Origin of the sequence: Bacillus tequilensis, assembly GCF_012225885.1 — a bacterium.
GTDB classification, from domain to species: Bacteria; Bacillota; Bacilli; order Bacillales; family Bacillaceae; genus Bacillus; species Bacillus tequilensis.
The window spans coordinates 2,279,085-2,303,894 of sequence record NZ_CP048852.1 but is presented as its reverse complement, the minus strand read 5'-3'; the positions used below and the strand labels follow the sequence as shown (position 1 = coordinate 2,303,894).

Here is a 24,810-nt window from a genome sequence, read left to right as displayed (position 1 = left end):
AAATTGTGAGTTTATTTCATTGCACACTTCAAAAAGGATCGCTATAATAGCCAATAAGGACAAATGAATAAAGATTGTATCCTTCGGGGCAGGGTGGAAATCCCGACCGGCGGTAGTAAAGCGAATGTGCTTTAGAGCCCGTGACCCGTGTGCATAAGCGCGCGGTGGATTCAGTTTTAAGCTGAAGCCGACAGTGAAAGTCTGGATGGGAGAAGGATGATGAGCCGCTATGCAAATGTTCAAAAATGCATAGTGTTATTTCCTATTGCATAAAATGCCTAAAGCCCCGGATTTTTTATTAAATTCGGGGCTTTTTTGACGGTAAATAACATAAGAGGGGAGGGAAATAAATGGAAGAGTATTATATGAAGCTGGCATTAGATCTTGCCAAGCAGGGCGAAGGACAGACCGAATCCAATCCGCTCGTCGGCGCTGTTGTCGTAAAGGATGGACAAATCGTAGGAATGGGCGCCCATTTAAAATATGGCGAAGCTCATGCGGAAGTTCATGCCATCCGAATGGCCGGATCACATGCAAAGGATGCTGATATTTACGTTACACTCGAACCGTGCAGCCATTACGGAAAAACGCCGCCATGCGCAGAACTCATTATCAACTCAGGAATCAAAAGAGTGTTCGTGGCGATGAGAGATCCAAACCCGCTTGTAGCTGGAAAAGGGATCGGCATGATTGAAGAAGCCGGTATAGAAGTAAAGGAAGGCATCTTGGCAGACCAGGCTGAGAAGCTGAATGAAAAATTTCTGCACTTCATGAGGACAGGCCTCCCTTACGTCACACTAAAAGCTGCCGCAAGCCTTGACGGGAAAACGGCTACCAGCACAGGCGACAGCAAATGGATCACGTCAGAGGCCGCAAGACAGGATGCTCAGCAATACAGGAAAAATCACCAAAGCATTCTAGTCGGAGTCGGCACGGTGAAAGCGGACGATCCGAGCTTAACCTGCAGGCTGCCGAATGTGACAAAACAGCCCGTTCGGGTGATACTTGATACCGAACTCTCGATTCCTGAGGACGCCCAAGTGATTTGCGATCAGGCAGCGCCGACATGGATTTTTACAACGGCACGTGCAGACGAGGAAAAGAAAAAACGTCTTTCAGGTTTTGGAGTGAACATATTTACGCTTGGAACGGAGCGTATTCAAGTTCCCGATGTTCTGAAAATCCTTGCGCGCGAAGGCATCATGTCGGTGTATGTGGAAGGCGGATCAGCTGTTCACGGAAGCTTTGTCAAAGAAGGCTGTTTTCAAGAAATCATCTTCTATTTTGCCCCTAAACTAATCGGAGGAACGCATGCTCCCAGCTTAATCTCCGGTGAAGGTTTTCAATCAATGAAAGATGTCCCCTTATTACAATTCACAGATATAACCCAAATCGGCCGTGATATCAAACTGACGGCAAAACCGACAAACGAGTAGGATGGTGACCATGTTTACAGGAATAATTGAAGAAACAGGCACAATCGAATCCATGAAAAAAGCAGGGCATTCCATGGCCTTAACGATTACATGTTCAAAGATTCTAGAAGATGTTCATCTTGGCGACAGCATTGCAGTAAACGGCATTTGTCTGACAGTCACTGATTTCACAAAAAATCAATTTACAGTAGATGTGATGCCTGAGACAGTCAAAGCGACGTCACTGAATGATTTATCAAAAGGAAGCAAAGTAAACCTGGAACGAGCGATGGCGGCAAACGGCCGTTTTGGAGGCCATTTCGTCTCAGGTCATGTCGACGGAACTGCGGAAATCACCCGAATAGAAGAGAAAAGCAACGCTGTTTACTATGATTTAAAGATGGAGCCGTCTTTAACAAAAACATTGGTTTTAAAGGGATCCATCACCGTGGACGGCGTCAGTTTAACCATATTTGGCCTGACAGAAGATACAGTGACCATTTCTTTAATACCGCATACGATCAGCGAAACAATTTTTTCTGAAAAAACGATCGGCTCTAAAGTGAATATCGAATGCGATATGATCGGAAAATATATGTATCGCTTTTTGCATAAAGCCAATGAAAATAAGACCCAACAAACCATTACAGAAGCCTTCTTAAGCGAAAACGGCTTTTAGAGAGGAAGATTTGTATGTTTCATCCGATAGAAGAAGCACTAGACGCTTTAAAAAAAGGCGAAGTCATTATCGTTGTAGATGATGAAGACAGAGAAAATGAAGGAGACTTTGTGGCTCTAGCCGAGCATGCATCGCCGGAAGTCATTAACTTTATGGCGACACACGGAAGAGGACTGATTTGCACGCCGCTTAGTGAGGAGATCGCAGACAGGCTTGATCTTCACCCTATGGTTGAGCATAATACAGATTCTCACCATACTGCCTTTACGGTAAGTATTGACCATCGTAAAACGAAAACGGGCATCAGCGCCCAAGAAAGATCTTTTACCGTTCAGGCATTGCTGGACAGCAAATCCGTCCCATCTGATTTTCAGCGTCCGGGACACATTTTTCCGCTGATTGCGAAAAAAGGAGGTGTCCTGAAAAGAGCGGGCCATACAGAAGCCGCTGTTGATCTTGCTGAAGCTTGCGGGTCTCAAGGAGCCGGCGTCATTTGTGAAATTATGAATGAAGACGGAACGATGGCGAGAGTGCCTGAGCTCATTGAAATTGCGAAAAAACATCAATTAAAAATGATCACCATTAAAGATTTAATTCAATACCGTTACAACCTAACAACACTTGTCGAGCGTGAAGTCGACATTACGCTGCCCACTGATTTTGGCACATTTAAGGTTTACGGATACACAAATGAGGTAGATGGTAAAGAACATGTCGCATTTGTGATGGGGGATGTGCCGTTCGGAGAAGAACCGGTATTGGTCCGGGTGCATTCAGAATGTCTCACAGGTGACGTGTTTGCATCTCATCGCTGTGACTGCGGCCCGCAGCTGCATGCTGCGCTGACACAAATTGCAGCAGAAGGCCGCGGAGTGCTCTTGTACCTGCGCCAAGAAGGCCGGGGAATCGGTTTAATCAATAAATTAAAAGCTTATAAGCTTCAGGAACAAGGCTATGATACCGTAGAAGCCAACGAGGCGCTCGGATTTTTGCCTGACCTTCGCAACTATGGCATCGGCGCACAAATGTTACGGGACCTCGGTGTGCGGAATATGAAGCTTTTGACGAATAATCCGCGCAAAATCGCCGGCCTTGAAGGCTATGGACTCAGTATTTCAGAACGAGTGCCGCTTCAAATGGAGGCGAAAGAGCACAATAAAAAATATTTGCAAACCAAAATGAACAAGCTAGGTCATTTGCTTCATTTCTAAACACAAATATCACAAAAAAGGATGGGAATCATATGAATATCATACAAGGAAATTTAGTTGGTACAGGTCTTAAAATCGGAATCGTAGTAGGAAGATTTAATGATTTTATTACAAGCAAACTGCTGAGCGGTGCAGAAGATGCGCTGCTCAGACACGGCGTAGACACAAATGATATCGATGTGGCTTGGGTTCCAGGCGCGTTTGAAATTCCGTTTGCTGCGAAAAAAATGGCGGAAACAAAAAAATATGACGCTATTATCACATTAGGCACTGTCATCCGAGGCGCGACGACACACTACGATTATGTCTGCAACGAAGCTGCAAAAGGCATCGCGCAAGCAGCAAACACTACTGGCGTGCCTGTCATCTTTGGAATTGTGACAACTGAAAACATCGAACAGGCAATCGAGCGTGCCGGCACAAAAGCGGGCAACAAAGGTGTAGATTGTGCTGTTTCTGCCATAGAAATGGCAAATCTAAACCGTTCATTTGAATAATTTGCTGAAAACAGTTTAAAAATATGGCGAAAATGATATAATGTGAGAAAACGGATCACCTATTCGTATCCGTTATTAGCAGGCTGGACATTTTGGATATAGAGGGGTTTTTATGTTAATTCGTTATAAAAAATCGTTTGAAAAGATTGCGATGGGGCTTCTTTCGTTTATGCCGAGTGAAAAAGACCTTAAGCAGCTTCAGCAGACAATTAAGGACTATGAAACGGATACAGACCGCCAGCTCTTTCTTTGGAAAGAGGACGAGGATATCGTCGGAGCAATCGGAGTCGAAAAAAAGGATTCCGAGGTTGAAATCCGGCATATCAGTGTGAATCCTTCTCATCGCCATCAAGGAATCGGAAAACAGATGATGGATGCTTTAAAGCATTTATTCAAAACGCAGGTACTGGTTCCGAATGAATTAACGCAGAGCTTTTTCGAACGTTGTCAAGGTCAGCAGGATCAAGACATTTCATACAATAATTAAACAGAGGCTGTGATCAGCCTCTGTTTTTTTTTCTCCGTTCTATTTCTTTTTCACGTTCCAGAATGACATCAGTCCGATCCCGCAAACGGTGTTTGTCGATCAGAAATGTGTTGGTGAGTGTGCTTGGCTGTCCCCATGTGTACTCTTTTTTCTTGCATTCGATGCGGCATGCTTCCTCCAGCTTCTCATCTTTGATCGGCAGCATAACGCTTCGATAGGAAGAGCCCATTACGATTTGTTCATAAACCGACTGCATAAGCTCGAGCAAACGGCCATGATCAAGCCCCAAGCCTTCGACCGCTTGTTTTTCTGTTTGAAGAATCCGGATGCTGTTCGCCATCAGTCTGTTTGCCCCGGCCATATTTTGCCTTCTGTAATGATACAATGCAACCGCAAGCTGAATAAAGCCGACCCAATGGCGTTTTCGTTTCTTTGGCGGATCTTCTTTCCAATATTCTTCTAATATTTCATGGCATTCAAAATAATCCCGTGTCGCGTGAAATTCAACGAGATAATCAATATAAGCTTTCGGATACAAGGTGCTTCCTCCTTTAATCTGCCTTTAGTGTAACACAGGAAAGTTAAAAGGAAAAAAGAACGCTGAGCGCCGGTTGCTTCTTTGTGTCAGCACAACAAGGGTAAATCACCGATAACACTGTTTCCTCTCATCTCTATTGTTATGAACGGATGCCTTTGTTGTTTTGAATATTCTGTACAAATTGCTTGAAACGGGAAATGAAATAGTATTGGACGAGAGCTTTTTGGTGGCTTATACTAAAGGGTAGCCAGTTTATCCGGCAATGAGAGTGATACTTGAAAATGGTGAGATGATGGAAGAATATCAAGTGAAAATTGATACGTTTGAGGGCCCATTGGACCTGCTGCTTCATTTAATCAATCGTCTTGAAATTGACATATATGATATACCTGTGGCGAAGATCACTGAACAATATTTATTATATGTACATACGATGCGTGTGCTTGAGCTCGATATTGCCAGCGAGTATTTGGTCATGGCTGCCACGCTGCTCAGCATAAAAAGCAGAATGCTGCTCCCGAAGCAAGACGAGGAGCTTTTTGAAGATGAATTACTTGAAGAAGAAGATCCGCGGGAAGAACTGATTGAAAAGCTGATTGAGTATAGAAAATATAAAGATGCGGCGAAGGATTTAAAAGAACGGGAAGAAGAAAGACAAAAATCGTTCACGAAACCGCCGAGTGATTTGAGCGAATTTGCAAAAGAAGTAAAACAGTCTGAGCAAAAGCTCTCTGTCACTGTTTATGATATGATCGGGGCTTTTCAAAAAGTGCTGAAACGCAAAAAAATAACTAGACCGATGGAAACAACAATTACCAGACAGGAAATACCAATTGAAGACAGAATGAACGAAATTGTGCACAGCCTGAAATCAAGAGGAACGAGAATCAACTTTATGGATCTGTTTCCCTATGAGCAAAAAGACCATTTGGTTGTCACGTTTTTAGCCGTTCTCGAGCTGATGAAAAATCAGCTGGTTCTCATTGAACAGGAGCACAATTTCTCAGATATTTACATTATGGGGAGTGAATCCATTCATGGGGCTTGATATCGTGAATTGGAAAGCTATAGTGGAGGCCCTTCTTTATGCGGCAGGCGATGAAGGGCTCACAAAAAAGCAGCTGTTAACAGTGCTGGAGATCGAAGAACCTGAACTAAACACCATCATGGCCGAGGTGGCGGAAGAATACCGCGGGGATACAAGAGGCATTGAACTGATTGAATATGCAGATACGTATATGCTTTCTACCAAAAAAGACTTTGCGCCGTACTTGAAAAAACTGATTGAAGTGCCGTCAAAGGGCCTTTCTCAAGCATCTTTAGAAGTGCTGGCCATTGTTTCATATAAACAGCCGATTACAAGAGCAGAAATTGAAGAAATCAGAGGCGTGAAATCAGAGCGGATTTTACACAGCCTCGTCGCGAAGGCGCTATTGTGTGAAATCGGTCGGGCTGACGGTCCGGGCCGGGCTATTTTATACGGCACAACACCGACTTTTCTTGAGCAATTCGGACTGAAAACGCTGGACGAGCTTCCGCCGCTGCCTGAAAATGCGGAAGAAGACGTCCTTCAAGAAGAAGCAGATTTATTTTTTGAAAACTTTAACCAAACCTTCGAAGATATAAAATAGAAGTTTAATGAATCGCGCTTTTTCATCATCATAAGATATAAGGAATAAGCTATCATGAAAGAAGCAAAATGTGAGAAACAAAGACATGAGAGGAAGATACCAAGCGAAATGGGACATTCGATTGTGCGAGCGCAGACTCAAAAAACAGGCGAATTCTTATCAATGGTTGTCAATACCGTTAACGATTACTTAAATCAAACGACCCTGGAATCCTTACAGGCTGAATTGCCTATTGAGAAAGGATACTGCTGTGATGTACTGAGCACTCTGCGAAGAATAACAGTAGTTTGTGAAGGAGGCGCAGAAGCGTGCCGCCGTCTCCTCATGCAGGAGCCTTTTCAGGATGCCAGAGCGGAAAAAACACTTTACAATGTGTATCACCAATGCATTGAAGAGTTCTTTATGCCGAAAAAAGACACGTGGTGTGAAAATAGCCGGGCGTCTTATACGGGAGTCAGCGCAATTGAGTTTTACCATACTGTTCCTGCGTCGCTTGAGCAATTATTATTGCCGCTGAGCGCAGCCTTTCTGAAGATGAGGGAAGAGCTGGCTCATTACGAAGCGTCCGGATCAAACATGGCGTCAATCAGATAACCTTTACTCTCCCTTTTCAGGGGGAGTTTTTTTATGTTTGATGCGTGCAGATCAATAATTGTTATTCATAACTGATGGACATGCGCATAAACTTGTACAAACCACCACAAGGACGTGAGCAAACATGCGCAATTTCAAAAAAGCAGTCTTCATGGTCATGATTTTTTTTCTATTTGCAAATGTAAATGTGAACGCAGCACATGCGGCTATAGATGTTAGTGCGAAAAGCGCGATCGTGATTGACGGAGCGTCAGGCAGAGTGTTATTTGCCAAGGATGAGCATGCAAAAAGGCGGATTGCAAGCATCACAAAAATCATGACAGCCGTACTCGCCATTGAATCCGGCAAAATGGATGAAACGGTGACGGTTTCGGTAAATGCTGTCAAAACAGAAGGCTCTGCCATTTATTTAACAGAAGGGCAAAAAGTGAAATTAAAAGATCTTGTGTATGGCCTGATGCTGAGATCAGGAAACGACTCCGCTGTAGCAATTGCCGAGCATGTCGGGGGCAGCCTCGATGGCTTTGTTTATATGATGAATCAAAAAGCGGAGCAGCTTGGCATGGAGAATACCCGTTTTCAAAACCCGCACGGCTTGGACGACCATGAAAATCATTATTCTACAGCTTACGACATGGCCATTTTAACCAAATACGCTATGAAGCTGAAAGAGTATCAAAAAATTTCCGGCACAAAAATATACAAAGCAGAAACGATGGAAAGTGTCTGGAAAAACAAAAATAAACTGCTGACCATGCTTTATCCATACAGCACAGGAGGGAAAACAGGCTATACAAAACTTGCAAAACGGACATTGGTTTCAACAGCTTCAAAAGACGGCATTGATCTTGTCGCCGTCACGATAAATGACCCTGACGATTGGGATGATCATATGAATATGTTTAACTATGTATTTGATCATTATCAAACTTATTTAATCGCAAAAAAAGGGGATATTCCAAAGCTGAAAGGCACATTTTATGAATCGAAGGCTTTTATTAAAAGAGATGTCACCTATTTGCTAACCGAAGAGGAAAAGGAAGACGTCAAAATTAAAACCACGCTGCTTAAACCGAAAAAAGGATGGGAAAAAGACGTCTCGAAGATTCCCGACATCGTAGGGCACATGAACATCATGTTCAACAATGAAACGATCGCAAAAGTGCCGATCTATTATGAAAATGAACGACACCCAAAACCGAAAAAACAATTTTTTGAAACGTTTAAATCAATCTTTCTGAATGCGGCTGGCGGGGCAAAATGGTCAATATAATTTGGGTCTGCTTAACTGTGATTGGACTTGTTTTTGCGATGTGCAATGGAACGCTGCAAGATGTAAATGAAGCTGTATTTAAAGGGGCAAAAGAAGCCGTTACGATTTCATTCGGACTGATGAGCGTGCTTGTTTTCTGGCTTGGCTTAATGAAAATAGCCGAGCAGTCAGGGCTTTTGGATATTTTCAGCCGGATGTGCAGACCCTTTATATCTAAGCTGTTCCCTGATATACCACCGGATCATCCGGCGATGGGCTACATTTTATCTAATCTTATGGCGAACTTCTTCGGCCTCGGAAATGCGGCAACTCCGCTTGGCATAAAAGCAATGGAGCAAATGAAAAAGCTGAATGGAAACCGATCGGAAGCAAGCCGGTCGATGATTACTTTTTTAGCTGTCAATACGTCCTGCATCACGCTCATTCCAACAACGGTGATCGCTGTTCGAATGGCCTATTCCTCCAAAACGCCTACAGATATCGTCGGACCAAGCATTTTAGCGACACTCATTTCTGGAATCGGCGCTATTATCATTGACCGGTATTTTTATTACCGCCGCAAAAAGAAGGGAAGGTGAGCGGGTGGAAATCATCAATTGGCTGTCTTTAGCCATGATTCCGATCATTATTGCCGGAATTCTTCTTTATGGAACAATCAAAAAGGTTCCCACATATGAATCGTTTGTCGAAGGCGGAAAAGAAGGGATAGAAATCGCCTTTTCCATTATCCCCTACTTAGTCGGAATGCTTGTCGCCATAACGGTTTTTAGATCATCGGGTGCGCTTGATTTTATCATGGACCATTTAAAGCCGGTTTTCGCCGCTGTAGGCATCCCCGCTGAGGTGGTTCCGCTTGCGCTGATCCGTCCGATCTCCGGGACGGCCGCACTCGGCATGACGACAGATTTAATTGCAGTATACGGGCCGGATTCCTTTATCGGCAGGCTGGCTTCTGTCATGCAGGGATCAACAGATACAACGCTTTACGTACTGACTGTGTATTTCGGAGCGGTCGGCATTAAAAAAATGGGTGATGCATTAAAGGTGGGACTTCTTGCTGATTTTATCGGCGTAGTTGCATCTATCATCATCGTTACGTTATTATTTGGGAGCGCCTGAAAAAGGCGCTTTTTTGGATTTGGCATAGGAATTTGAAAAAGCTTGTTTGTTCAGGTTGAAAAAAGTAAGATAATACTTGAGGTGAAAGACATGGAAAGACTGCAAAAAGTAATTGCTCATGCCGGTGTTGCATCGCGCAGAAAGGCAGAAGAGCTGATTAAAGAAGGAAAAGTAAGGGTGAACGGCAAAGTAGTAACAGAGCTTGGTGTAAAGGTCACCGGTTCTGATCAGATTGAGGTAAACGGATTAAAGGTGGAACGCGAAGAGCCGGTTTACTTTCTCTTATATAAGCCAAGAGGCGTTATTTCCGCAGCGCAAGATGATAAAGGACGTAAAGTCGTGACGGACTTTTTTCAAAATATCCCGCAGCGTATTTACCCGATTGGGCGTCTGGACTATGATACGAGCGGTCTTTTGCTTTTAACCAATGACGGTGAGTTTGCCAATAAGCTGATGCACCCTAAGTATGAAATAGACAAAACATACGTAGCAAAGGTGAAAGGCATTCCGCCTAAAGAACTGCTCAGAAAGCTGGAGCGCGGCATTAGGCTGGAGGAAGGCAAAACGGCGCCTGCTAAAGCGAAGCTGCTGTCTCTAGATAAGAGAAAGCAAACAAGCATTATTCAGCTTACGATTCATGAAGGACGCAACAGACAGGTGCGCCGCATGTTCGAAGCGATCGGGCACGAGGTCATCAAGCTGAAGCGTGAAGAATACGCGTTTTTAAACCTGAGAGGCCTGCACACGGGAGATGCCAGAGAGCTTACGCCGCATGAAGTGAAAAGACTCAGAGCACTGGCGGAACACGGTAAAAACGCTTTCTAAATTTCACATAACCTTCAAAAAGTACGAAATGTGAAATGAATGTGCAATGATATAATTGAATGGATCTGCAATAGGGGGAAGGGGGCAGTGGACAATGAAGAAAAAAAGGCGTTTATTCATTCGGACCGGCATCCTTCTCGTTTTAATCTGCGCACTTGGCTATACCGTTTACAATGCTGTATTTGCCGGCAAAGAGAGTATATCCGAAGGGTCCGCCGCACCGAATTTTGTTCTGGAGGATACGAATGGGAAACGTATCGAACTCAGTGACTTAAAAGGAAAAGGTGTTTTTTTGAATTTCTGGGGAACATGGTGTGAACCGTGCAAAAAAGAATTTCCTTATATGGCGAACCAATATAAGCATTTTAAAGACCAAGGCGTTGAAGTTGTCGCGGTAAATGTTGGGGAGTCAAAGATAGCAGTACATAATTTTATGAAATCCTACGGAGTCAATTTCCCGGTTGTTCTGGATACCGATCGTCAAGTGCTTGATGCTTATGACGTATCTCCGCTTCCGACAACCTTTCTCATCAATCCGGAAGGAAAAGTTGTCAAGGTGGTGACCGGCACTATGACTGAAAGCATGATACACGATTATATGAATCTGATAAAACCCGGAGAGACTTCGGGATGAAGCAAGTCAAATGCGAATGCGGACATGTAAACCCGGTCGGAACCGTTCTATGTGAATCATGCGGAAGAGCGCTTCAGGAAACTCAGCCACCGCTTGCTGATATGAGATATGACGGAAGCGCGAGACGTTCACAAACCTATAATAAGACAATCATTGATAAAGTTTGGAATTTCTTTTCTTCGGTCAAGGTGGGTATATGGCTTATCGTCATCACCCTTGCCGCATCTGCGTTCGGCACCATTTTCCCCCAAGAAGCTTATTTGCCGCCGGGCGCACAGGCTGATACTTATTACAAAGAGCAGTACGGCACGTTCGGACAGCTTTATTATTTGCTGGGGTTTCATCATTTATATGGTTCCTGGTGGTATTTGCTGCTCATAGCCTCGATTGGCATTTCACTCGTGATTTGCAGCCTCGACCGGGTCATTCCGTTATATAGGGCATTAAAAAATCAAGGTGTCAGAAGGAGCCCTGCTTTTTTAAGAAGGCAGCGCTTGTTCAGTGAAACCGGTACGATACTGAACGGGGAAGCAAAAGAAAAGGTTGTTGCTCTCTTAAAGAAAAAGCATTATAGAGTCAGAGAAAAAGAGGGAAGCATTCTTGCGGAGAAAGGGCGATTTTCCCGCTGGGGCCCATATGTCAACCACATTGGATTGATTATTTTTCTGATCGGTGCGATGCTGAGATTTGTGCCTGGCATGTACGTCGATGAAACGCTTTGGGTCAGAGAAGGCGAAACCGCCGCAATTCCGGGAACAGACGGAACATATTATTTGAAAAACAATCAATTCAGCGTAGAGACCTATAACAGCAAAACGGAAAAAAAGGTATTTGCAGATGCCATTGACAGAGTCGGGGACGGAAGAGTGGCAAAGAACTTTCAAATAGATGCCGTACTCTACAAGAGAGAAGGAAAAATCGTTTATGGCGAGAAGCCGAAGCTGAAAAAAGTAACAGAAGAGGACATCCGTGTCAATCAGCCGCTGCGTTTTGATTCTTTTTCCGTTTACCAGGTGGATTATAAAGAGAATCAGCTTGATCAAATGGTGTTTCAGCTGATCGATAAAAAAACAAAAAAATCCTTTGGGAGCTTAAAGATCAACCTTCTGGATCCAGATTCGGTTTATGATCTTGGTAACGGTTACAAAGTTGAAATCGCCAGCTATCTGCCAGACTTCTATTTTAATCAGGACGGAGAGCCGAGCACGAAAACAAAGGTTCCTAACAATCCGGCTTTTGTCTTTAATATCATAACACCCGACAAACCGAAGGGTGAAAAAAGCTTTGTCGCCATTCAAGAAACAATCGAAGGTTCCGGCAGCAATAAATACAAGCTGAAATTTGACCATGTCGAAACGAAAAACATTACCGGACTCACAGTCAGAAAGGATCTGACGCTCTGGGTGCTTGCCGTCGGCGGAGCCATTTTTATGATCGGTGTCATTCAGGGTATGTACTGGCAGCACCGAAGAATCTGGCTTCATTCACAGGACGGCGCTGTCTTAGTGGCAGGGCATACAAATAAAAACTGGTATGGCCTAAAGAAGGATCTAACCTTTGTATTGGCTGATTCCGGTCTGACTGAACCAGAGGACCAAAAAGAATTAATGAAAACACAGAAATAGGCGAAGAGGGAGTGATGTCATGGCAGAGCTGAGCGGAAATTTTCTTTATGCGGCCTTTCTTGTGTATTTAATCGCTGTCCCGATTTTTGGCGGGGCCATACGCGGAAATAAAGATAAAAAGGGCAAGCCAAACCGGTGGGCCAATATCGGGATCACCCTATCCATTGTTGGTTTTCTTTGCCACCTGGGATATTTCATCACGAGGTGGGCTGTCAGCGGCCATGCGCCTGTCAGCAATATGTTTGAATTCACCACCGCCTTTGGCATGATGCTTGTTTTGGCGTTTATTATTCTTTATTTTATCTACAGATTGCCTTCATTAGGCCTGTTTACGCTGTCAATCGCTTTATTGCTGATTGCTTACGCCAGCATGTTTCCGACGGATATATCGCCCTTAATTCCATCGCTGCAAAGCAATTGGCTGTATATTCACGTTACAACAGCCGCGCTTGGGCAAGCTATACTTGCTATCAGCTTTGTCGCCGGTGTTATCTTTCTTTTGAAGCATGTAGACCAGACCAAACCTAGCAAAAAAACGTTCTGGCTTGAAGGGATTATGTTTATCCTGGTCACAACCGTCGCCTTTATTGCGATCACATCTGCATTTCGTCTCGCAGGCTATGAAGCAGAGTTTAACTGGGTGGATAAAAATAAAGAAAAAAGCGTGATGGTGTATGAAATGCCTGCGCTTGTCGGCCCGCATGAGGGAGAGCTTTTGACCGAAGGAAGAATGGAGCCGCTTGCTGAGCTTCCCGCTCTTTTCTCAGGCAGAAAGGTGAACACTGTCATTTGGTCATTTGGAGCAGGTCTTGTTTTGTACGGGGCCCTTCGTCTGATCATCAGAAAAAGAATCAGCGCTCTATTCCATCCGCTGGTGAAAAACGTCAATCTTGATCTGGTGGATGAGGTTGGGTACAGGGCCGTATCCATCGGGTTTCCGATCTTTACGCTCGGCGCGCTGATCTTTGCGATGATTTGGGCTCAGCTCGCGTGGACCAGGTTTTGGGGCTGGGACCCTAAGGAAGTATGGGCGCTGATCACGTTTTTGTTTTATGCCGCTTACTTGCATTTAAGACTGTCAAGAGGCTGGCACGGTGAGAAGTCAGCATGGCTGGCCGTAATCGGTTTTGCTATTATTATGTTTAATTTAATATTCGTAAATCTTGTGCTTGCCGGACTTCATTCTTATGCATAGTCCTTTGAAAGCGACACAGTTCTCAAACTTTCTCATGATTTGATAAAATGAAAGTAACAGAAGGAAAGCAGGGGGAAAACATGGACCAAACGAACGAAACAAAAATATTAGTAGTTGATGACGAAGCCAGAATTCGCCGCCTTTTAAGAATGTATCTTGAACGTGAAAATTATGTCATAGACGAAGCGGAAAATGGTGATGAAGCCATTGCCAAAGGACTTGAAGCCAATTATGACTTGATTTTGCTTGATCTGATGATGCCGGGGACAGATGGAATTGAAGTGTGCCGGCAAGTTCGAGAAAAAAAAGCGACGCCAATCATCATGCTGACTGCAAAAGGAGAAGAAGCAAACCGGGTGCAGGGGTTTGAAGCGGGAACAGATGATTATATTGTCAAGCCGTTCAGCCCGAGAGAAGTTGTGCTGCGGGTAAAGGCTCTTTTGAGAAGAGCATCTCAAACCTCTTATTTCAATGCCAATACACCGACGAAAAATGTGCTCGTGTTTTCACATCTGTCCATTGACCATGATGCCCACCGCGTAACGGCTGACGGAACAGAAGTAAGCCTGACGCCGAAAGAGTATGAGCTTCTTCACTTCTTAGCGAAAACACCAGACAAAGTATATGATCGGGAAAAGCTTCTGAAAGAAGTGTGGCAGTATGAGTTTTTTGGTGATCTGCGGACAGTGGACACTCACGTCAAACGTTTGAGAGAGAAGCTGAACAAGGTATCACCGGAAGCTGCGAAGAAAATAGTCACCGTATGGGGTGTAGGCTATAAATTTGAGGTAGGCGCTGAATGAAATTTTGGAAAAGCGTAGTAGGCAAGCTGTGGTTTACGATCCTTTCACTCGTCTTGATCGTATTGTTCATTTTAACGGTTCTTTTGCTGGAATTCATTGAAAATTACCATGTGGAAGAAGCTGAGAATGATTTAACACAGCTTGCGAATAAAGTTGCTGTCATCATAGAAAATCACGAGGACCAGGCACTGGCAAGATCAATCACATGGGAACTTGCTGATAACTTAACAAGCATTGCCATCATTCAGAATGAGAAAAAATACTGGTATTCTCCGAATGATAAAAATCGCCTGTCGTCCATTACAGTTGAGCAAATACAGCATGACAAAGACTTGAATAAAGCTCTTCAAGAACATAAAAAAGTAAGCAAACGTACGGTGCTGAGCGATGCGGACACGAATAATGAACGTCTGATTGTAGGTGTCCCGTATGAGAAAGACGGAAAGAAAGGCATGGTGTTTTTATCTCAGTCTTTGCTTGCCGTTAAAGATACAACAAAACATACAACCCGCTATATTTATCTGGCCGCGGGGATTGCGATTGTGCTGACCACGTTTTTCGCTTTCTTTTTATCAAGCAGGGTCACGTACCCGCTTCGAAAAATGAGAGAAGGCGCACAGGATTTGGCGAAGGGCAAGTTCGATACAAAAATTCCGATTTTAACCCAGGATGAAATTGGTGAACTGGCAACCGCTTTTAATCAAATGGGGCGGCAGCTTAATTTTCATATTAATGCGCTCAATCAAGAAAAAGAGCAGCTCTCTAATATTTTAAGCAGTATGGCCGACGGGGTCATCACCATTAATATTGACGGTACGATCCTTGTGACAAACCCTCCGGCTGAACGCTTTCTTCAGGCATGGTATTATGAACAGAACATGAATATCAAAGAAGGCGATAACCTGCCGCCTGAAGCAAAAGAGCTGTTCCAAAACGCTGTCAGCACTGAAAAAGAACAAATGATTGAAATGACGCTGCAAGGGAGATCATGGGTGCTCTTGATGTCGCCGCTTTATGCGGAATCTCATGTCAGAGGAGCAGTTGCCGTGCTGCGCGACATGACTGAAGAACGCCGCCTTGATAAGCTGCGGGAGGATTTTATTGCAAATGTCAGCCATGAGCTGAGAACACCAATCTCCATGCTTCAGGGATATAGTGAAGCAATTGTTGATGACATTGCAAGCTCTGAAGAAGACCGGAAAGAAATTGCGCAAATCATTTATGACGAATCCCTGCGAATGGGCCGCTTAGTCAATGACTTGCTTGATTTAGCCCGAATGGAATCAGGTCATACAGGCTTGCATTATGAAAAAATCAATGTCAATGAATTTTTAGAGAAAATCATTCGGAAATTTTCCGGTGTTGCGAAAGAAAAACATATTGCTTTACATCAAGATATTTCTCTCACAGAAGAGGAATTTATGTTTGATGCAGACAAGATGGAGCAGGTATTTACCAATTTGATCGATAACGCGCTGCGGCATACTTCATCCGGCGGGAGTGTTTCCATTGCAGTCCATTCTGTGAAGGATGGATTGAAAATTGATATCAAAGACTCTGGATCAGGTATACCGGAAGAAGATCTGCCGTTTATCTTTGAACGTTTTTATAAGGCAGATAAAGCGCGGACAAGAGGCAGAGCAGGAACCGGGCTTGGGCTGGCTATTGTTAAAAATATTGTGGAAGCGCACAACGGAACAATTACAGTGCACAGCCGAATCGATAAAGGAACGACATTTACATTTTATATTCCGACAAAACGATAAAATGGAGTCTGAATTTGCCGAAGAATCTTGTTCCATAAGAAACACCCGCTCAATTGAGCGGGTGTTTTTTTAAAAAGCCAATATTAATAAAATTTAAGAATATGTTAATATAAATTCCCTTCCAAATTCCAGTTTATCGTAATATAGTTGTAATGTAACTTTTCAAGCTACTCATACGACAAAAAAGTGAACGGAGGGGTTTCAAATGGAAGAAACCTTTCAATTATTATATGATACATATCATCAAGATTTGTACCAATTTTTATTTTATATGGTAAAGGATAAAAGCCAGGCAGAAGATCTTCTTCAAGAGGTTTATATCCGTGTATTAAATTCTTATCATACGTTTGAAGGAAGAAGCAGTGAAAAAACATGGCTTTTGTCGATCGCGCGCCATGTTGCGATTGACTGGTTCCGTAAACAGCAGACGATCAGACAGCGTATACTCGGCACATTTGATTGGGACACACAGGATGTCAGAGATCAGGAATTGCTTCCGGACGAACTTGCGGTTCAACATGAAAATGTCCGGGAAATTTATGCTGCGCTTGACCAATGCACGATTGATCAAAGAGCTGTGATTATCTTGCGGTTTATTCAGGGATATTCAATTCAGGAAACAGCCAATGCTCTGCGCTTCTCGGAAAGTAAGGTGAAAACGACCCAACACAGGGGACTCAAAGTACTTCGGAAACATATGGAGCTTTTGAGGGAGGAGCTAATGGATGATGAAGTCAGAATGGAACGAAGAACAGATAAAGGAGTTGTTAAATCAACTTCCGGCAGTTAAAGACCATCGTTCGCCTCAGGATATTTACAAGCGGCTGACGATGGCAAGTAGCAAAAAAAAGCCCGCTGTCAGGTGGATTGGCCCCGCGTGCGCCGCTGCAATTGCGGTTTATATCGCCTTCATTATTTCTCCTCATTTCCTTGATCAGACACAGCCTCAACAAAAAGAAGCGTCCCAAGAGAACGCTGTAACAAACGCTGAGACAGCAGACAGCCCAAAAGCTGCATCATCTCTGGATCAGACTTCGTTTGTTGTTCCTGAAAAGGAACGGAACAATTACGTCACTGTTGCGATTGCTGATGCTGAAACATCCGCCATTATACCCATCAGCATCAAAAAAACAAACGCAGACCAAACGATACAGGATATGCTGTCAGAAAGCAGTGAATTGGGGATCATTAATCATGCTATTACGATTCCGTCCTTCATAGATGAAGTAGAGGTAAAGGAAAAACCAAAGCAGAAGGAATTAAGTGTACGAGTTCATCAGCTCATTACGGCTTTTTCTGTAAAAGATGATACACTGTTAAAAAAACTGCTGAAAGAATCTTTAGAATGGAGTCCTTTTGAAAAAATAACATTTTTATCGGATGAAAATGAGAGCGGCGTTCGTATTGGCTCATATGGCACTTCTACTGAAATTTCGATTCCCAAACAGTCAAAAAGAGCCTTCTATTTATACCAAAATAAAGAAGGACAAGACCTTCTCGTTCCGTCAGAAAAAACATTTCATACAGTAAAAGAAGCCATTAAGAATATGGAATCGAGCAATCAAAAAGGTGTAGCACCTCTTATTAAAACGGGTGCTGTCCAATCTGTAACGAAGAAACAGAAACACTTATATATCCGATTCTCAAAAGACTCAGAAGTTGAGGATTCTATTGCCGGTATCTTAATGCTGGAGGGCCTTCTTTTAACAGCAAAAGAGTTTGGCTTTACAGAAGTGACCTTTACGGAAACCAGAACAAAAAAAATCGGCAGATATGACGTATCAGATGCAATTCCGGTACCGTATGCCCCAAATCCGATCACTTTAAACTAAAAAGGGCCCTCTGAGGCTCTTTTTTAGTTGCTTTTCGTATTATAAAAATTTTCAAAAAAAAGTGACGCGTGTATAATAAAACAAGGTAACGATTGAAAGGATTTGAGACGAGTGAACGTACTAACAATCAAAGGAGTTTCCATCGGTGAAGGGATGCCGAAAATCATTGTTCCGCTGATGGGAAAAACAGAAAAACAAATTTTGAACGAAGCAGAAACCGTAAAAACATTAAACCCTGACATTGTCGAGTGGCGAGTCGACGTATTTGAAAAAGCAAATGACAGAGAAGCCGTCACAAAGATGATTTTTGAGCTTCGGGAGTCTTTAGCGGACAAGCCGTTTTTGTTTACATTCAGAACGCATAAAGAAGGCGGCAGGATGGAAATGGACGAAAGCTCTTATATTGCTTTGCTTGAAGCGGCAGTCCAAACAAAAGGCATCGATCTTATTGACATTGAATTATTTACAGGAGATGCAAATGTGGAAGCGTTAGTGTCGCTGGCGGAAAAAAACAATGTCTATGTGGTGATGTCAAATCATGATTTTGAGAAAACACCAGCGAAAGATGAAATTCTTTTGAGACTTCGGAAAATGCAGGATTTAGGGGCGCATATTCCCAAAATAGCTGTCATGCCGAATGATACAGGAGATCTCTTAACACTGCTTGATGCGACGTATACAATGAAAACAAAATATGCAGACCGTCCAATCATTACGATGTCAATGGCTGCAACAGGGCTGGTCAGCAGGCTGAGCGGTGAGGTTTTTGGATCAGCTTGTACGTTCGGCGCGGGAGAAGAGGCATCCGCCCCTGGTCAAATACCTGTTTCTGAGCTGAGAAATGTCTTAGAGGTTTTGCACAAAAACACACGAAAATAGAACAATAAAAAAACTCAAGCTTATAAAGCTTGAGTTTTTTTGAGGTTAGGGAAGATCAATGAGCTTTACAGACACAATATCAGGTATATCTGTTAGCTCTTTCACAATTTTATCTTCAAGATGTCTGTCAAAGGAAAGCATCATGATGGCTTCTCCGCCTTTTTCTTTACGGCCAACCTGCATGGTTGCAATGTTAATATCGTTATCACCGAGAATACGTCCAACTCGGCCGATGACACCCGTTGTATCCTGATGCTGGATATATACCAAGTGACCCGACGGATAAAAATCGATATTAAATCCGTTGATCTCGACAATGCGCTCGCCGAAATGAGGAATATACGTAGCCGTTACAGTAAAGGTGCTGCGGTCTCCTGTCACTTTTACGCTGATGCAGTTATCGTATCCAGATTCAGAAGAGGAAATTTTTTCACTGAAGCTGATGCCGCGTTCTTTCGCGACACCTCCCGCATTGACCTCGTTAACAGTTGAGTCAACGCGCGGTTTTAAAAAGCCTGACAGAAGGCTTTTTGTAATGAACGATGTTTCAAGTTTGGCAATTGTGCCTTCGTATTGAATGGCAACATCCTGTACCGGCTCTTTCATGCATTGTGATACCAGGCTACCGATTTTCCCTGCGATTTGATGGTAAGGTTTAATTTTAGCGAATTCATCTTTTGTCATGGCAGGAAGGTTGATAGCTGACATCACAGGAAGACCTTTTGCGAACTGCAGAACTTCTTCTGACACTTGAGCTGCGACATTTAACTGAGCTTCTTTAGTCGATGCCCCGAGGTGAGGAGTGGCAATGACTAATGGATGATCAACGAGTTTATTGTCAACTGGCGGTTCAACTTCAAAAACGTCAAGCGCCGCTCCGGCAACATGCCCGCTGTCCAAAGCTTCGAGAAGCGCTGCTTCATCGATAATACCGCCTCGCGCACAGTTAATTAAGCGAACGCCTTTTTTCGTTTTTGCAATCGTTTCTTTATTTAATAAGCCCTTTGTTTCTTTTGTTAAAGGCGTGTGAACGGTAATGATATCCGCGCTTTCAAGCACTTCTTCAAATGTACGGCTGTTTACGCCGATTTTTTTCGCTCTTTCTTCAGTTAAGAACGGATCGAAAACGTGAACAGTCATACCAAACGCTCGCGCACGCTGTGCAATTTCGCTTCCGATTCGGCCTAATCCGACAATCCCAAGCGTTTTTCCGTAAAGCTCTGAACCGACGTAAGCTGTGCGGTTCCACTCTCTGGATTTCACTGAGATATTAGCCTGAGGGATGTGTCTCATTAAAGAAGAGATCATCGCAAATGTATGCTCAGCTGTCGAAATGGTGTTGCCGTTTGGAGCGTTAATCACAATTACCCCGTGTTTAGTCGCCTCGTCAATATCGATATTATCTACACCGACACCCGCTCTTCCGACAATTTTTAAAGAAGTCATTTTTTTGAAAAGATCTTCTGTTACTTTTGTTGCGCTTCGCACCAAAAGAGCATCAAAAGTATGTAATTCATCTTCTGCATCTGCTGCGTTTTTTTGAACGATTTCAATAAAGTCTGATTCAATTAGTGGCTGCAAGCCGTCGTTGCTCATTTTGTCTGAGACCAATACTCGAAACATCGTTGATTTCCTCCTAAATTGGCAAACTAAATATCTGATAATTTAACATATTCCTAATAGAGTGTCAATGTGTATTGACGCAGTAAAGGATAAAAGAAAAGCCTGAAAATCAATATTCTTACGACTTTATGGGATTATATATAATTTGAAGCAATTCTCTATACAGCCAACCAGTTATCGTTTATAATGAAACTAAATTCATAGATCAATCTTCGGGGCAGGGTGAAATTCCCTACCGGCGGTGATGAGCCGATGGCTCTAAGCCCGCGAGCTGTTTTTACAGCAGGATTCGGTGAGATTCCGGAGCCGACAGTACAGTCTGGATGGGAGAAGATGGAGGTTCATAAGCGTTTTGAAATTGGATTTTCAAACGTTTCTTTGCCTAGCCTAATTTTCAAAACCCCGCTTTTATACATGAAGCGGTTTTTTTATTGGCTGGAAAAGGACCTTTCCGTTTTCGAGTAAGATATGATCGAAAAGGAGAGAGTGAAGTGAAAGTAAAAAAATTAGTTGTGATTAGTATGCTGAGCAGTATTGCATTTGTTTTGATGCTGTTAAATTTTCCGTTTCCGGGTCTTCCGGATTATTTAAAAATTGATTTTAGCGACGTGCCCGCTATTATTGCCATTTTGATTTACGGGCCATTAGCTGGTATTGCTGTAGAAGCGATAAAAAATGTTCTTCAATATATCATTCAGGGAAGCATGGCCGGGGTTCCTGTAGGGCAATTGGCGAATTTCATCGCAGGATCACTCTTTATATTGCCGACCGCTCTCTTATTTAAAAAGCTCAACTCAGCAAAGGGATTAGCTGTCAGTCTGCTTCTGGGAACTGCAGCGATGACGGTCTTGATGAGTATTTTAAATTATGTTCTGATTCTTCCCGCCTACACATGGTTTTTGCATTCACCGGCATTATCAGACAGCGCGCTGAAAACTGCGGTTGTCGCTGGTATTCTGCCGTTTAACATGATAAAGGGCATCATCATTACGGTTGTATTCTCACTTATTTTTATTAAGCTTAAGCCGTGGATTGAGCAGCAGCGAAGCGCGCAAATCCATTAAATAAAAAAGCTCCCGCAGGGGAGCTTTTTTTGTTGCTTCTATTCAAATTTAAGCGGGTCGCCTTCAAATGGCTCATCCGCCACTTTGATGGAATCAGTAGGGCATCCTTCAAATGCGTCAATCATATCTTCTTCCAGTACCTCAGGAACTTCGACAACACCTTTGTTTTCATCAAGCGTTACGAACGCGATGCCTTCATCATCGTAATCGTAAATGTCTGGTGCAGCAGCTCCGCAAGCGCCGCATGCAATACATGTATCTTTGTCTACGATTGTGTACTTTGCCATGAATAAAACCTCCCAGATTGTTCTTGGTGGAACAAATGGATCAATCTTTATAGTTAATCAATTTAACACCTATTCCTCTTACTTATTGTAATGATGTTCTTGTCACATTTCAACAGAAAAATGATTGAGAATGCTTATCACATAAGGGGTTATCTACATAACATCCCCCTTAATGATGACATTAAACGTCGATTTCTGTTTAAAATCTGTTAAAATAAAAAGAGCAAATCAACGATTTTTGTCAGGAAGAATGTGGGTGAATAGGTTGTCATTAAATTATTTCGATATTATGGCTCTCGATTGCCTTTGCAAAATAAATGGAGAACGTTCGGGAAGCGCTGTTTTTCACCTATTCAAAGGCAAAAGATCGTCACAAACCATTCAAGATGCCGGCTTATTTCAGCTTGCAAAATACTTTGGAATGGCAGCGCAATGTTCAAGAAGCGATATTTCAGCGTCGCTCAAAAAGCTCGAACAGCATTCATATCTCAATCCGATGTCTGAAACAGATACGTACAAAGTAACAGCCAGCGGCAGAGCCGCTTTGAAGCATGCTTTCAGTGAGCGGCCTTGGCCCGTCCATTGTCACGGCGCTTATTATCAGCAGGCTGCCGGCGTGCTCTGGAAAAGGCTTTCACTGCTTGTGCAGGTCTTATCTCATAAACTGCGGGGGAGCCGGCAGTATTTCCCTGTTACAAAGGATCATAAAACACTTCACTGGGTAAAGAAGTACCTGTCCCGGCATTCGGATCATATAGAGATGGCAAGGAGCCTTTTTGCCATGCTGGAGTCCCATTTGTATAAGATTGATGACAAAGCAGCGCAAATTTTTGTCTACTCCTTAACCTCGCATGACAGGATCGGTTATACGAGCAGGCAGCTTGCTGATACGCTGAAAGATGATGAGTGGTATGTGTACATCATGTTTTGGGCTTCGGTACATTATTTTATTCAATCTCTCCCGGAGTGTGAAGATGCCTTGTTAAAGGATCTCCTCTCTGATGTGCATGTAGATAATGCCCTGACAGAGTCAACGAGGAAAACTTGGCAGATGATCAAACGAGGGATTCCGATACATCGAATTGCTGAAATCAGAAAGCTGAAAACAGCGACGATCGAAGACCATATTGTTGAGATTTCTCTCCATGAGCCTGCGTTTATGATTAACGACTATGTATCAGCGGAAGAGCAGCTCCAAATTGCAGAGTTTGCCAAACAGATGAGAACGAACAAAATCAAACAAATTCGCGACGGGCTGGAGCAGCGGTTCAGCTACTTTCAAATCAGACTGGCATTGACAAAGCAGGTGCAGCAATATGACTAAATTACAGCAAACGTTACACCAGTTTTTTGGTTTTACTTCCTTTAAAAAGGGACAGGAAGACATTATTAGAAGTATACTCAGCGGGAAGGATACCATTGCGATGCTCCCGACTGGGGGAGGAAAATCGCTTTGCTACCAGCTGCCTGGCTATATGCTTGACGGCATGGTATTAATCGTTTCTCCATTGCTTTCTTTAATGGAAGATCAGGTACAGCAGCTGAAAGCACGGGGAGAAAAGCGTGCGGCGGCGTTGAACAGCATGCTTAGCAGGCAGGAAAGACAATTTGTTTTGGAGCATATTCATCGCTATAAATTTTTATACTTGTCCCCTGAGGCTTTGCAGTCGCCATATGTATTGGAAAAATTGAAAAGTGTCCCCATCAGCTTATTTGTTATTGATGAAGCGCATTGTATATCAGAATGGGGGCATGATTTCAGACCTGACTATTCAAAGCTCGGACAGCTTAGAAAAAAACTTGGGCACCCGCCGATTCTTGCATTGACCGCTACAGCTACAAAAGATACGCTGCTAGATGTCATGAACCTGCTGGAACTGCAGCACGCCGAACGGCATCTCAACTCAGTCAACCGCCCAAACATCGCACTTCGTGTTGAAAATGCGGCGGATACGACCGAAAAAATAGATAGGGTTATTCAGCTGGTTGAAAACCTGCAAGGGCCGGGAATTGTTTATTGTCCGACACGGAAATGGGCTGAGGAACTAGCGGGTGAAATTAAAAGCAAAACGAGCAGCAGAGCTGACTTTTATCATGGCGGTATGGAGTCTGGCGACAGGATTTTAATTCAGCAGCAGTTTATTCATAATCAGCTTGATGTCATATGCTGTACGAATGCGTTTGGAATGGGTGTCGACAAACCTGATATCAGATATGTGATTCATTTTTACCTCCCGCAGACGGCTGAAGCATTTATGCAGGAAATTGGCAGAGCAGGCCGCGACGGAAAACCAAGCGTTAGTATTTTGCTTCGGGCGCCAGGAGATTTTGAATTGCAGGAGCAGATTATTCAAATGGAGAGTGTCACAGCTGAAGACATGGCCAATGTGATCCGTGTGCTTGAAAAGACAGATGAGCGGGATGAGAGAAGGCTGCGTGACGTAGTAATGCAGTATGGTGTCGGAGAGACAGAAGCCCGTATGATGATTCACCTCTTTATGCAGGGAAAAACCTCCATTGAACTGATGAAGCAGGAGATTTCATATCGAATGGAGCTGAAGATGGAAAAAATGCGCCGCGTATCTTTTCTGCTTCAGCGTGACGGCTGTTTAAGGGAATCACTGCTAAGCTATTTTGATGAATCATACGAGCCTGATGGCGGAAATCAGCCATGCTGTTCACAATGCGGTTTTGAACTGTCCTTGTATGAACAAAAAGGAGAACGGAGTAAAATGGCGCCACTAGACAGCTGGAGTTCGGAATTGCACCGCATATTCAGCATGCAGACTGTAGGTGAGCTGAACTGAAACAGCAAAAGGATTTCATTCAGCAT

26 protein-coding genes and 2 riboswitches are annotated in these 24,810 nt (G+C 43.4%); of the genes, 23 read left to right on the top strand and 3 right to left on the bottom strand.

Translation table 11 applies throughout. The annotated features are described in order from the left end of the window. Positions 1–75: 75 nt before the first annotated feature. Positions 76–221: riboswitch (FMN riboswitch) on the top strand. A gap of 129 nt (positions 222–350) precedes the next feature. The 5 genes from ribD to ribT all read left to right on the top strand — a co-directional run bounded on the left by ribD (position 351) and on the right by ribT (position 4,289). Next, on the top strand, positions 351–1,436 hold the full coding sequence (ribD, locus tag G4P54_RS12230; RefSeq protein ID WP_167872797.1) for a bifunctional diaminohydroxyphosphoribosylaminopyrimidine deaminase/5-amino-6-(5-phosphoribosylamino)uracil reductase RibD: 1,086 nt from the start codon (positions 351–353) through the stop codon (positions 1,434–1,436). Positions 1,437–1,446: 10 nt separating this feature from the next. Then, complete coding sequence (ribE, locus tag G4P54_RS12225) at positions 1,447–2,094, top strand: riboflavin synthase subunit alpha (protein WP_167872796.1); 648 nt, start codon at positions 1,447–1,449, stop codon at positions 2,092–2,094. Between the two features lie 14 nt (positions 2,095–2,108). Then, positions 2,109–3,305 (top strand): bifunctional 3,4-dihydroxy-2-butanone-4-phosphate synthase/GTP cyclohydrolase II, encoded by a 1,197-nt coding sequence (locus tag G4P54_RS12220; protein WP_024715197.1) that lies wholly within the window; start codon positions 2,109–2,111, stop codon positions 3,303–3,305. A 32-nt stretch (positions 3,306–3,337) separates the two neighbouring features. Continuing rightward, positions 3,338–3,802, top strand: coding sequence for a 6,7-dimethyl-8-ribityllumazine synthase (gene ribH / locus G4P54_RS12215; protein ID WP_003223915.1), 465 nt, complete (start codon positions 3,338–3,340; stop codon positions 3,800–3,802). 112 nt (positions 3,803–3,914) lie between these two features. Beyond that, complete coding sequence (ribT, locus tag G4P54_RS12210; RefSeq protein WP_024715198.1) at positions 3,915–4,289, top strand: GNAT family N-acetyltransferase RibT; 375 nt, start codon at positions 3,915–3,917, stop codon at positions 4,287–4,289. Between the two features lie 13 nt (positions 4,290–4,302). Here the strand turns inward: ribT and G4P54_RS12205 are convergent, their stop codons facing one another. Next, positions 4,303–4,827 (bottom strand): DUF309 domain-containing protein, encoded by a 525-nt coding sequence (locus tag G4P54_RS12205; RefSeq protein WP_167872795.1) that lies wholly within the window; start codon positions 4,825–4,827, stop codon positions 4,303–4,305. 292 nt (positions 4,828–5,119) lie between these two features. Between G4P54_RS12205 and G4P54_RS12200 the strand changes: the two genes are divergently transcribed. From G4P54_RS12200 to aroD, 15 genes are all read left to right on the top strand, one after another. Beyond that, a complete protein-coding gene (locus G4P54_RS12200; RefSeq protein WP_167873870.1) occupies positions 5,120–5,875 on the top strand; it encodes a segregation/condensation protein A in 756 nt (251 codons plus the stop codon). Then, positions 5,865–6,458, top strand: coding sequence for an SMC-Scp complex subunit ScpB (gene scpB, locus G4P54_RS12195; RefSeq protein WP_167872794.1), 594 nt, complete (start codon positions 5,865–5,867; stop codon positions 6,456–6,458). The genes G4P54_RS12200 and scpB overlap by 11 nt, the downstream gene beginning before the upstream one ends. Before the next feature lie 54 nt (positions 6,459–6,512). Beyond that, positions 6,513–7,052: a YpuI family protein gene (locus tag G4P54_RS12190; RefSeq protein WP_024715202.1), complete on the top strand. Its 540-nt coding sequence runs from the start codon at positions 6,513–6,515 to the stop codon at positions 7,050–7,052. A gap of 124 nt (positions 7,053–7,176) precedes the next feature. Continuing rightward, positions 7,177–8,325 (top strand): D-alanyl-D-alanine carboxypeptidase family protein, encoded by a 1,149-nt coding sequence (locus G4P54_RS12185; protein ID WP_167872793.1) that lies wholly within the window; start codon positions 7,177–7,179, stop codon positions 8,323–8,325. Further along, the gene (gene spmA / locus G4P54_RS12180) at positions 8,313–8,903 is read left to right on the top strand and encodes a spore maturation protein SpmA (RefSeq protein WP_024715204.1); all 591 of its coding nucleotides are present in this window, start codon (positions 8,313–8,315) and stop codon (positions 8,901–8,903) included. Before G4P54_RS12185 ends, spmA begins: the two co-directional genes overlap by 13 nt. Positions 8,904–8,907: 4 nt before the next feature. Then, positions 8,908–9,444: a spore maturation protein SpmB gene (gene spmB, locus G4P54_RS12175; RefSeq protein WP_167872792.1), complete on the top strand. Its 537-nt coding sequence runs from the start codon at positions 8,908–8,910 to the stop codon at positions 9,442–9,444. A gap of 90 nt (positions 9,445–9,534) precedes the next feature. Beyond that, positions 9,535–10,269: a 23S rRNA pseudouridine(2605) synthase RluB gene (rluB, locus tag G4P54_RS12170; protein ID WP_024715206.1), complete on the top strand. Its 735-nt coding sequence runs from the start codon at positions 9,535–9,537 to the stop codon at positions 10,267–10,269. Positions 10,270–10,363: 94 nt separating this feature from the next. Further along, complete coding sequence (gene resA, locus G4P54_RS12165) at positions 10,364–10,903, top strand: thiol-disulfide oxidoreductase ResA (RefSeq protein ID WP_167872791.1); 540 nt, start codon at positions 10,364–10,366, stop codon at positions 10,901–10,903. Next, positions 10,900–12,528, top strand: coding sequence for a cytochrome c biogenesis protein ResB (gene resB, locus G4P54_RS12160; protein WP_167872790.1), 1,629 nt, complete (start codon positions 10,900–10,902; stop codon positions 12,526–12,528). Before resA ends, resB begins: the two co-directional genes overlap by 4 nt. Before the next feature lie 19 nt (positions 12,529–12,547). After that, entirely contained in the window at positions 12,548–13,723 is a 1,176-nt protein-coding gene (gene resC, locus G4P54_RS12155; RefSeq protein WP_024715209.1) for a cytochrome c biogenesis protein ResC, read from the top strand. Between the two features lie 80 nt (positions 13,724–13,803). Then, positions 13,804–14,526 (top strand): DNA-binding response regulator ResD, encoded by a 723-nt coding sequence (resD, locus tag G4P54_RS12150; protein ID WP_024715210.1) that lies wholly within the window; start codon positions 13,804–13,806, stop codon positions 14,524–14,526. Next, on the top strand, positions 14,523–16,292 hold the full coding sequence (gene resE / locus G4P54_RS12145; RefSeq protein WP_167872789.1) for a sensor histidine kinase ResE: 1,770 nt from the start codon (positions 14,523–14,525) through the stop codon (positions 16,290–16,292). Before resD ends, resE begins: the two co-directional genes overlap by 4 nt. Positions 16,293–16,497: 205 nt before the next feature. Further along, positions 16,498–17,082, top strand: coding sequence for an RNA polymerase sigma factor SigX (gene sigX / locus G4P54_RS12140; protein WP_024715212.1), 585 nt, complete (start codon positions 16,498–16,500; stop codon positions 17,080–17,082). Continuing rightward, positions 17,018–18,124 (top strand): sigma-X negative effector, encoded by a 1,107-nt coding sequence (locus G4P54_RS12135; protein WP_167872788.1) that lies wholly within the window; start codon positions 17,018–17,020, stop codon positions 18,122–18,124. Before sigX ends, G4P54_RS12135 begins: the two co-directional genes overlap by 65 nt. A gap of 111 nt (positions 18,125–18,235) precedes the next feature. Next, positions 18,236–19,003, top strand: a complete 768-nt coding sequence (aroD, locus tag G4P54_RS12130) for a type I 3-dehydroquinate dehydratase (RefSeq protein ID WP_167872787.1) — start codon at positions 18,236–18,238, stop codon at positions 19,001–19,003. 45 nt (positions 19,004–19,048) lie between these two features. Here the strand turns inward: aroD and serA are convergent, their stop codons facing one another. After that, positions 19,049–20,626 (bottom strand): phosphoglycerate dehydrogenase, encoded by a 1,578-nt coding sequence (gene serA / locus G4P54_RS12125; protein WP_167872786.1) that lies wholly within the window; start codon positions 20,624–20,626, stop codon positions 19,049–19,051. Positions 20,627–20,830: 204 nt separating this feature from the next. Next, a riboswitch (FMN riboswitch) is annotated at positions 20,831–20,965 on the top strand. 152 nt (positions 20,966–21,117) lie between these two features. Between serA and fmnP the strand changes: the two genes are divergently transcribed. Further along, positions 21,118–21,690: a riboflavin transporter FmnP gene (gene fmnP, locus G4P54_RS12120; protein ID WP_167872785.1), complete on the top strand. Its 573-nt coding sequence runs from the start codon at positions 21,118–21,120 to the stop codon at positions 21,688–21,690. A 38-nt stretch (positions 21,691–21,728) separates the two neighbouring features. Here the strand turns inward: fmnP and G4P54_RS12115 are convergent, their stop codons facing one another. Then, entirely contained in the window at positions 21,729–21,977 is a 249-nt protein-coding gene (locus G4P54_RS12115) for a ferredoxin (protein ID WP_003225461.1), read from the bottom strand. A 265-nt stretch (positions 21,978–22,242) separates the two neighbouring features. Between G4P54_RS12115 and G4P54_RS12110 the strand changes: the two genes are divergently transcribed. Both G4P54_RS12110 and G4P54_RS12105 read left to right on the top strand, forming a co-directional pair. Then, entirely contained in the window at positions 22,243–23,301 is a 1,059-nt protein-coding gene (locus G4P54_RS12110; protein ID WP_167873869.1) for a YpbB family protein, read from the top strand. Further along, positions 23,294–24,784: a RecQ family ATP-dependent DNA helicase gene (locus G4P54_RS12105; RefSeq protein ID WP_167872784.1), complete on the top strand. Its 1,491-nt coding sequence runs from the start codon at positions 23,294–23,296 to the stop codon at positions 24,782–24,784. Before G4P54_RS12110 ends, G4P54_RS12105 begins: the two co-directional genes overlap by 8 nt. Positions 24,785–24,810: the final 26 nt, after the last annotated feature.